Annotated in this window: 6 protein-coding genes; 4 read left to right on the top strand and 2 right to left on the bottom strand. The window is 70.6% G+C overall.

The window, feature by feature from the left end:
- Positions 1-240: 240 nt before the first annotated feature.
- Both ADL25_RS40365 and ADL25_RS40360 read right to left on the bottom strand, forming a co-directional pair.
- Complete coding sequence (locus ADL25_RS40365; protein ID WP_059132915.1) at positions 241-987, bottom strand: GNAT family N-acetyltransferase; 747 nt, start codon at positions 985-987, stop codon at positions 241-243.
- A 185-nt stretch (positions 988-1,172) separates the two neighbouring features.
- Positions 1,173-3,953, bottom strand: coding sequence for a helix-turn-helix transcriptional regulator (locus tag ADL25_RS40360; RefSeq protein WP_059132914.1), 2,781 nt, complete (start codon positions 3,951-3,953; stop codon positions 1,173-1,175).
- Between the two features lie 269 nt (positions 3,954-4,222).
- Between ADL25_RS40360 and ADL25_RS40355 the strand changes: the two genes are divergently transcribed.
- The 4 genes from ADL25_RS40355 (at position 4,223) to ADL25_RS40340 (ending at position 7,716) form a co-directional block, all read left to right on the top strand.
- Positions 4,223-4,432: a hypothetical protein gene (locus ADL25_RS40355; protein ID WP_059132913.1), complete on the top strand. Its 210-nt coding sequence runs from the start codon at positions 4,223-4,225 to the stop codon at positions 4,430-4,432.
- A gap of 155 nt (positions 4,433-4,587) precedes the next feature.
- Positions 4,588-5,331, top strand: a complete 744-nt coding sequence (locus tag ADL25_RS40350) for an SDR family oxidoreductase (protein ID WP_059132912.1) — start codon at positions 4,588-4,590, stop codon at positions 5,329-5,331.
- A gap of 84 nt (positions 5,332-5,415) precedes the next feature.
- Positions 5,416-5,886 (top strand): carboxymuconolactone decarboxylase family protein, encoded by a 471-nt coding sequence (locus ADL25_RS40345; RefSeq protein WP_059132911.1) that lies wholly within the window; start codon positions 5,416-5,418, stop codon positions 5,884-5,886.
- Positions 5,887-6,183: 297 nt separating this feature from the next.
- Positions 6,184-7,716, top strand: coding sequence for an MFS transporter (locus ADL25_RS40340; protein WP_059132910.1), 1,533 nt, complete (start codon positions 6,184-6,186; stop codon positions 7,714-7,716).
- Positions 7,717-7,755: the final 39 nt, after the last annotated feature.

Genomic DNA, 7,755 nt, shown 5'->3' with positions numbered 1-7,755 from the left:
GATCCGATCCGACAACCGCTCACCATCTGACGACTTCACCTGTCCGGGCCTTGGCACACCCACACAACGACACAGAACCCCCCAAAGTCACCAGTATTGCCTCTAGACCGGTCGTCGGCACTCGGTGTGACACGGTGGCCGGATCACGTGCCAGGGCTACGTGCGCGGCCTCCTCACCCGCGGCGCCCGGCGTGCAGGTTGGAGGGGCGGCGCGTACTCCGTGTCCGGGCCGGCTGCGGCTCAGGCGGGGAAGGCGAACAGCCGGTACTCGGATGTCCTCGTGAAGCCGAAACGTCGGTACAACGGTTCGCCCGCAGGGCTGGCCACCAGCGCGGCGCAGCGCATCCCGCGCTCCCACCCCACCAGGAGCGCGGCGGCCGTCAGGGCCGCACCGATGCCCCGCCGGCGATGTGCTTCGGTCACGTGGACGAGGAAGATCCCGGCCACCCCGTGGGCGGTGATCACCACGGTCGTCCCGACCACTCGGCCGTCCAGCACGGCGGCCAGCCGGATGATGTCGGCGTTGTCCTCGCGCCGCGACTCGATGCGCACCATCTCGGCCTCCAGCCCGGGTTCGACCCCCATCGACGCCCGGTACGTCCGGACCAATTCGGTCAGCCGTTCATCGTCCCGGACCGGCTCCACCCGCAAACCGGTGCGAGCGGTGTGCGGGACTGTGCTCGGGTCGGCCGGTTCGTCGAGCGGGAGCACCATCACGGGGAGGGCCGTGAGCTCTCGTCCACCGCGGCACCGCAGGACGTCGGCGGTGTCCGCGGGGCTGTCGGGTCCGACCCACCACCACCAGGGAACGTTCGCGAACTCCTTGCGGACGGCCGTCACGTCCGCCCCATCCACGGACACCGTCCGTACGCGTACGACGCCGTTGAACTGCGGGGTGGCAAGCCCGCTGCGGAACTGGTCGACGCTGTTGCCCGCTCGGCTCTGGGTGCCCCATCCCATGAGGTACTGACGGAAGTTGGCGAACACCGAGGCCGTGGCGCCAAGTTCCCGCGAAGCCTCAGTGCTTCGCGTCCCGTTGTTCGACGCGCTGATCGGGCTTGCCCGGATCCACCATTGCCACTGTCTTCCTCAACTCGTGGTTCTGCACATCACAGTGTGCGTTGTGGTTGCGGCCGGCGTTCTGCGGCCATGGCTGTCCTCCGGAGCGAGGATCACCGTGCCCGTGCGCTGTCGAGGATGTCCGGCAGGGCTCGGCGGGAGCTGATGCCGAGCTTCACGTAGACCTTCCGCAGGTGCCATTCCACGGTATGGGGGCTGATGAACAGCTCCGCGCCGATCCGCGCGTTCGTCATGCCGTCGGCGGCGAGGGCTGCGACCTGCGACTCCTGCGGGGTGAGAGCGTTCGCCGGTGTGGTCTCCCGCGCGGTCACCTGCTCGCCGGTGGCGATCAGCTCACGGCGGGCCCGTTCGGCGAACGCGTGAGCCGGCATCGCGCCGAACATGTCGTAGGCCGTGCGGAGATGCTCGCGGGCCTGCGCGCGGCGCTGTGCGCGCCGCAGCCACTCGCCGTACAGCAGGTGGGTGCGTGCCACCTCTACCACAACCCTGCCGCGGCCGAATTCCTCGATCGCCGTGCGGTACAGGCGGTCGGCCACCTCACCGTCGGCCAGCAGCGCCTCACTGCGTGCGCTCGCACCCCGCGCCCATCCGGAGTCGGCGGCGCGGGTGAGTTCGGTAAGGCGGGCCAACGAGGCGCGGGCCTGGTCGAGTTCACCGCAACGCGTCGCGGCCTCAACGTGCTCGACCAGCGACAGACCAGTGAAGTTGAACCCGTCGTGCTCGATACCAGTGCGGGCGGCTTCGATCGCCTCTTCGTAGCGGGCCAGTCCGTTGAAGAGCACGCCCTGGATGTAGCCCATAGCACCGAGCAGGGATACTTCGCCCCGCTGCACGGCGCGCTCTCTGGCTTCTTCGATGATGCCGGCGGCGACATCCGCCTCACCCCGCCACGCGGCCAGGACGAGCGTGGCGTATTTGTGCGGGGCGTGGCCGGTCGCGGTGGCGATCGCGTCGGCCTCGTCGATCATCCGGTCGGCTTCGGCGAAGTCGCCGTAGTGGATGTGCACCCCGCCCGCGTAGATCAGAGCCGGCGGCAGGCTGCCGAGTGCTCCGACGTCTCGGGCCAGACGCACCGCGCGAGTCGAGAGGGTGTCCCAGGCATGCAGGTCCCAGGCCCAGTGGATAAACGACTCGAGCGCGACCGGGGCCAGTAGCAGCCACCGTACGGTCGCCTCCCGCGTGTGGAGCTCTTCGTGCTCGAGCAGGTCGAGTGCCTCGCGCAGGGCCGGGACGGCCGTCTCCGAGCCGTCCGCGAGCAGGGCCGCCACACCGTCCAAGAGAGCGTCCGCGGCCTTGGAGCCCGAGGAGGGCGCCCCGGACGCCCGGGCCGCGATCGCCGCGGCGCGGGCGCCTGTCGGACCGTGGACCCGGCCGGCGAAGATGGTCGCGCTGATCGCCTCCAGGTACGTCTCCCGCGCCAGGGGAGATCCGGCCGCGGTGAACTGTGCCGCCGCGTCCAGGAGCAGTGGTGCCGCCTCGTCGCTGCGTCTGCGGGCGAACAGGATTCTGGCCCGCAGACGTGCCAGGCGGGCCCGGTCCAGGACGCTGAGGGGATACAGGTCGGCCACCGCGGCCAATTCCGTCGCCCGTTCCGGCGCGGCGGCCGAGAAGTGCGCCTCGGCCGCCGCAAGGGCCCGGCGCCCTCGCGGCCAGGGATCGGGCGTCACCTCCACCGCGCGTTCCAGCAGAACCGCCTCGGCCGCGATGCCCCCGCGCTGCCGGGCGCGGTCGGCGGCCTGCTCCAGTCCTGCGGCGACCTCCTCGTCCGGCCCGTCGGCCGCCTGCGCGGCGTGCCAAGCGCGCCGGTCAGGGTCCAGGAGGGGGTCCGTGGCCTCGGCCAGGGCCCGGTGCACCGCACGTCGATCCTCCGGCTCGGCCCCGTGGTAGACCGCCGAACGGACCAGCGGGTGCCGGAACCGTACCGGCTCGCCGAACTCGATCAGGCCGGCTGCCTTGGCCGGTGCGGCGTCCGGAGTGATGCCGAGGGAAGCGGCCGCGCGGATCAACAGGCGCACGTCGCCCACCGGTTCCGCCGCAGCGATCAGCAGCAGGGTGCGGGTCGCGGCCGGCAGCGCACCGAGCCGCCCGGCGAAATCACGCTCGACGCGGCTGGCCACCGGCCCTTGGACGATCGAGGCACTCGACGCGTCGACGCCGTAGGCCAATTCGGCGGCGCTGCGCCCGCGGGAGAATTCCAGCAGCGCCAGCGGGTTGCCGTGTGTCTCGGCCACGAACCGGTCCCGGACCCGTTCCTCCAACCGTCCCCCCACAGCTCCCTCCAGGAGTTCCCCAGCCGAAGCGGCGTCAAGTCCCCTGAGTTGCAGCGCCGGCAGGCCCGCGAGTGCGGACTGCCCCTCAGGGTCGCGGACCGCGAACACCATGGCGACCGGCTCCGCGAGCAGGCGCCGGGCCACGAACTCAAGTGTCTGCAACGACACTTGATCCAGCCACTGGGCGTCGTCCACCAGCACCAGCACCGGCCGGGTCTCCGAGGCGCGGGTGAGCAGGGTCAGAACGGCGAGGCCGACCAGGAAACGGTCGGGCGGATCGCCGACCGCCGTCCCGAATGCCACGCGCAGGGCGTCACGTTGGGGTTGCGGCAGTTCTTCGACACCGTCCAGGAACGGCGCGCACACCTGGTGCAGGCTCGCGTACGGGAGCTCCATGTCGGCCTCGACACCGCGCGCCCAGGTCACCTGCACCCGGGACGCCTGCGCAGCCATGTACTCCAGCAGCACCGACTTGCCGATGCCCGCCTCGCCCCGTACGACCATGACGCGGGAACCGCCGGCCCGAAGGCCGGCCAGCAGGTTGTCGAGCGCCGTGCACTCACGCTGCCGGCCGACCAGAGCGGGAAGCGGGCTGGCGATCATGCGACTCGGCTCCTCGGCGGGATTCGGGGGGAACAGTGCTCCCGCAGCGGTGTTCGGAAGAATCCTTGTCACGATAACCGCGGCCCCACCCTCGCGGTGCGGACAGACAGTGTGACTACTTCCACGCCCGGAAATACGTTGAGGTTGTCACAAATCGGGGGCCTGTCCGGTCGTTCCCAACCAATGATCCTGTCCGTTCGCTGTCATAGGAGGACCCATGTCTTCGCTCGGACACCAGCTCACCACGTCCGTCCTCGTGGTGGGAAGCGGTGCGTCAGGCCTCCGAGCATGCTTGGGAGCGGCCCGGGTCCCAGGACTGCCACCACCGGTCCGACCGCCCCGGCGCCGCGCCCGCCTTGCCGGACGCCATGGTGTGGTCCGCGACGACCGGCGTGCGCCGCACACCCCTGTGGCCCGCCCCGACCGGAACCACCGAGCCGTGGCGCGACGCCTCCGACGATGCCGGACCCGCCGTGTGAGGGCGATCGACAGCGGCGCGAAATCTTTGTGCGCCGCCCTGTCACAGATGCCGGGGTCGCCTGGTCAGGAGAGTACGCGCCATCGCGGCCGGTGCCGTGGCCGAGGTCGCCGCAGACCCACCGGGCACCGTGCGAGATCAGTGAAGGGAAAGTCCATGAAGGTCGTAGTGATCGGCGGAACCGGACTCATCGGTTCCAAGGTCGTCTCCAAGCTCAACGAACACGGCCATGAGGCGGTGGCAGCCTCCCCGAACACCGGAGTCAACGCGGTCACCGGCGAAGGGCTGGCCGACGTCCTGAAGGGCGCCTCCGTCGTCGTCGATGTCTCCAACTCCCCCTCTTTCGACGACGACGCGGTGATGGAGTTCTTCCGCGCCTCCACCACCAACCTGCTCGCTGCGGAGGCTGCCGCCGGCGTCACACACCACGTGGCTCTGTCCGTCGTGGGCACCGACCGCCTCCAGCAGTCCGGCTACTTTCAGGCCAAGCAGGTCCAGGAGGACATGATCCGGGACTCCGGAGTGCCGTACTCGATCGTCCACGCCACGCAGTTCTTCGAGTTCGCCAAGACCCTCGCGGACTCGGCGACCAGCGGTGAAACGGTGTCCGTCGCCCCCATCAAGATCCAGCCCATCTTCTCGGGCGACGTGGCCGCGGCCGTCGGCCGCACGGCGGTCGGCACTCCGGTCAACGGAATCGTCGAGGTCGCCGGCCCCGACACCTTCGCCCTGGAGGACTTCATCCGCAAGGGCCTCGCGGCCCACAACGACCCCCGCACGGTCGTGACGGACCCGAAGGGCCTCTACTGGGGCGCCGCCCTCAAGGAGTCCGACCTGCTGCCCGGCCCCGACGCACAGCTCGGCGAGACGCACTTCGCCGACTGGAGCAGCAAGCAGTAACGGCGAGACCGGAGCTCACGGCCTCGAAATCACAGCAACCTCACGTCAGTTCATCCCCCATCACTCGACTCTCAGGATCCCTACATGGACGCGCGCATCAACTACTTCGGCAACGCTCTCGCGGGCAAGGTCATGAAGCACCTCAACTCGGCCGGGGCCGCTGTGCACTCGGCGCTTCCCGTCGCCACCCAGGAGCTGGTGAAGATTCGGGCCAGCCAGATCAACGGCTGCGGGTTCTGCACCGACATGCACACCAAGGACGCCGTCGCCGCAGGTGAGGACCAGCAGCGGCTGCACCTAGTCGCCGCCTGGCGCGAAGCCACCGTCTTCACCGACGCCGAGCGCGCGGCGCTGGAGGTCACCGAGCAGGGCACCCGCATCGCCGACGCGGCGGGCGGGGTGTCGGACGAGGCCTGGGCCAACGCCGCGAAGCACTACGACGAGGACCAGCTCGCCGCGCTGATCTCGCTGATCGCGATCATCAACGCCTACAACCGCATCAACGTCATCAACCAGCAGCCCGCCGGAGGCTACCAGCCGGGCATGTTCGGCTGACCCGCGCGCTCCGGCCCGCCGGACGCCCACCGTCCGTCTCCCGCTCGCCCCGGCACACCGAGCGGGAGACGGACCCTCAGACACCCTGCGTCCATACGACGCCACACCGCGAACCGCACACCCCGGGTCCCAGGCGAAGGCTCACCCGTGAACCACCGCACCCCTGGCATACGGACGCGCCACCCGCCACCGCCCACACAGCGCACCCGTGCGTAGACGAGAAGACCGACCTGCCGCATCCGCTGCCCGGCACGAACGCACCGGCCGCCTCCTGGCCCACTGTCCCAAGGAGACGACATGCACCCCTCCCCCGCCCCGAGCGACCCGGCCTTCCTGCGCATCGCCAGCGCCCGTGGCCGATGGACCCTTCTGGCCACCGTCCTCGGCTCCAGCGTGGTACTGCTCGGCTCGACCGTCACCAACGTCGCGCTGCCGCACATCGGCGACGACTTCGACGCCGACCTCGCCGCACTCCAGTGGACCGTGAACGCCTACATGCTGACCCTGGCGGGACTCATCCTGCTGGGCGGATCCCTGGGCGACCGCTTCGGCCGACGTCGGATCTTCGTCCTGGGCATCATCTGGTTCGCTGCGGCGTCCCTGCTGTGCGGACTGGCTCCCGACACGACCACGCTCATCGCCGCCCGCGCTCTCCAGGGCGTCGGCGGAGCACTGCTCACCCCCGGCTCACTGGCGATCATCGAAGCCTCCTTCCACCCAGACGACCGGCCGCGCGCCATCGGTCTGTGGTCCGGGTTCGGCGGCATCGGGGCGGCACTCGGCCCGTTTCTCGGCGGATGGCTCGTCGACGGCCCCGGGTGGCGCTGGACCTTTCTGCTGACGATCCCCCCGGCGCTGCTGTGCGTGCCCCTGGCAATGCGCCACGTCCCGGAGTCCGTCGGCAGGCCTCAGCAGCGCACCGTCCCGGCCGGTACCCACACCCCGTCCCGGCGGGGCTTCGACCTCGCCGGTGCGGCGCTGGGCGCGCTGACGCTCGCTCTGGCCACCTACGCGCTGACCGAAGCCCGTTCCGGCGGGCCCGTCGCCCTTGCAGCGGCCGCGGGCAGTCTCACGGCCGGGGCCGCATTCCTGCTGGTGGAGCGGCGCAGCAGCGACCCGATGATGCCTCTGTCGATCTTCTCGTCACGGCCATTCACGGCCATCAATCTGATCACCCTGTGCGTCTACGCCGGGCTGGGCGGGTTCTTCTTCCTGACCGCCCTGCAACTGCAGATCGTCGCCGGCTACTCGGCACTGGCTGCGGGCGCCGCCATGTTGCCGAGCACGGTGCTGATGCTGCTGTTCTCCGCCCGCTCCGGGACGCTCGCCCAGCGCCTGGGACCGCGCATCCCGCTCACCGTCGGCCCTGTGGTGTGCGGGGCGGGCATGGTGATGACGGCGCGGGTGGGCACGCACGCCTCCTACTTCGCCGACGTTCTGCCCGCCCTGCTCGTGATGGGGACGGGCATGGTCATCATGGTCGCTCCGCTGAGCGTGACGCTACTGGCCTCCGTCGAGGCCGCCGACGCGGGCCTGGCCAGCGGAATCAACAACGCGGCCGCGCGCGCGGCCGGGCTGATCTCCGTGGCCGCACTGCCCCTGCTGGTCGGCATGAGCCCGGACGCCTACCGCTCCCCCGACTCCTTCGACACGGCGTTCAACCGGGCCATGCCCCTGTGCGCGGGCCTGCTGGCCATCGGCGCGGTGATGGCCTTCGCCCTGCTGCGCGAGACCGCCGACACCTCTGACGCACGGCACGGCCGGGCTCACGGCTGGCTGATGGAGCCGCCGCTGGTGTCGCGTTTCGCCCATCACCGGGCCCTCGACTAGGTCGAGAGCCGAGATCCCCCGGCCGGTCCCCGCCCCCTA

This window comes from Streptomyces sp. NRRL F-5122 (assembly GCF_001507435.1).
In the GTDB taxonomy this organism is placed as follows: domain Bacteria; phylum Actinomycetota; class Actinomycetes; order Streptomycetales; family Streptomycetaceae; genus Streptomyces; species Streptomyces lannensis.
Note: the sequence above shows the minus strand (reverse complement) of the source record. Positions and strands in the feature narration are given on the sequence as shown.

Coding starts and splice junctions, on each gene's coding strand:
- ADL25_RS40340 (WP_059132910.1), top strand. CDS start 6,184: ATGCACCCCTCCCCCGCCCCGAGCGACCCGGCCTTCCTGCGCATCGCC.
- ADL25_RS40350 (WP_059132912.1), top strand. CDS start 4,588: ATGAAGGTCGTAGTGATCGGCGGAACCGGACTCATCGGTTCCAAGGTC.
- ADL25_RS40345 (WP_059132911.1), top strand. CDS start 5,416: ATGGACGCGCGCATCAACTACTTCGGCAACGCTCTCGCGGGCAAGGTC.
- ADL25_RS40360 (WP_059132914.1), bottom strand. CDS start 3,953: ATGATCGCCAGCCCGCTTCCCGCTCTGGTCGGCCGGCAGCGTGAGTGC.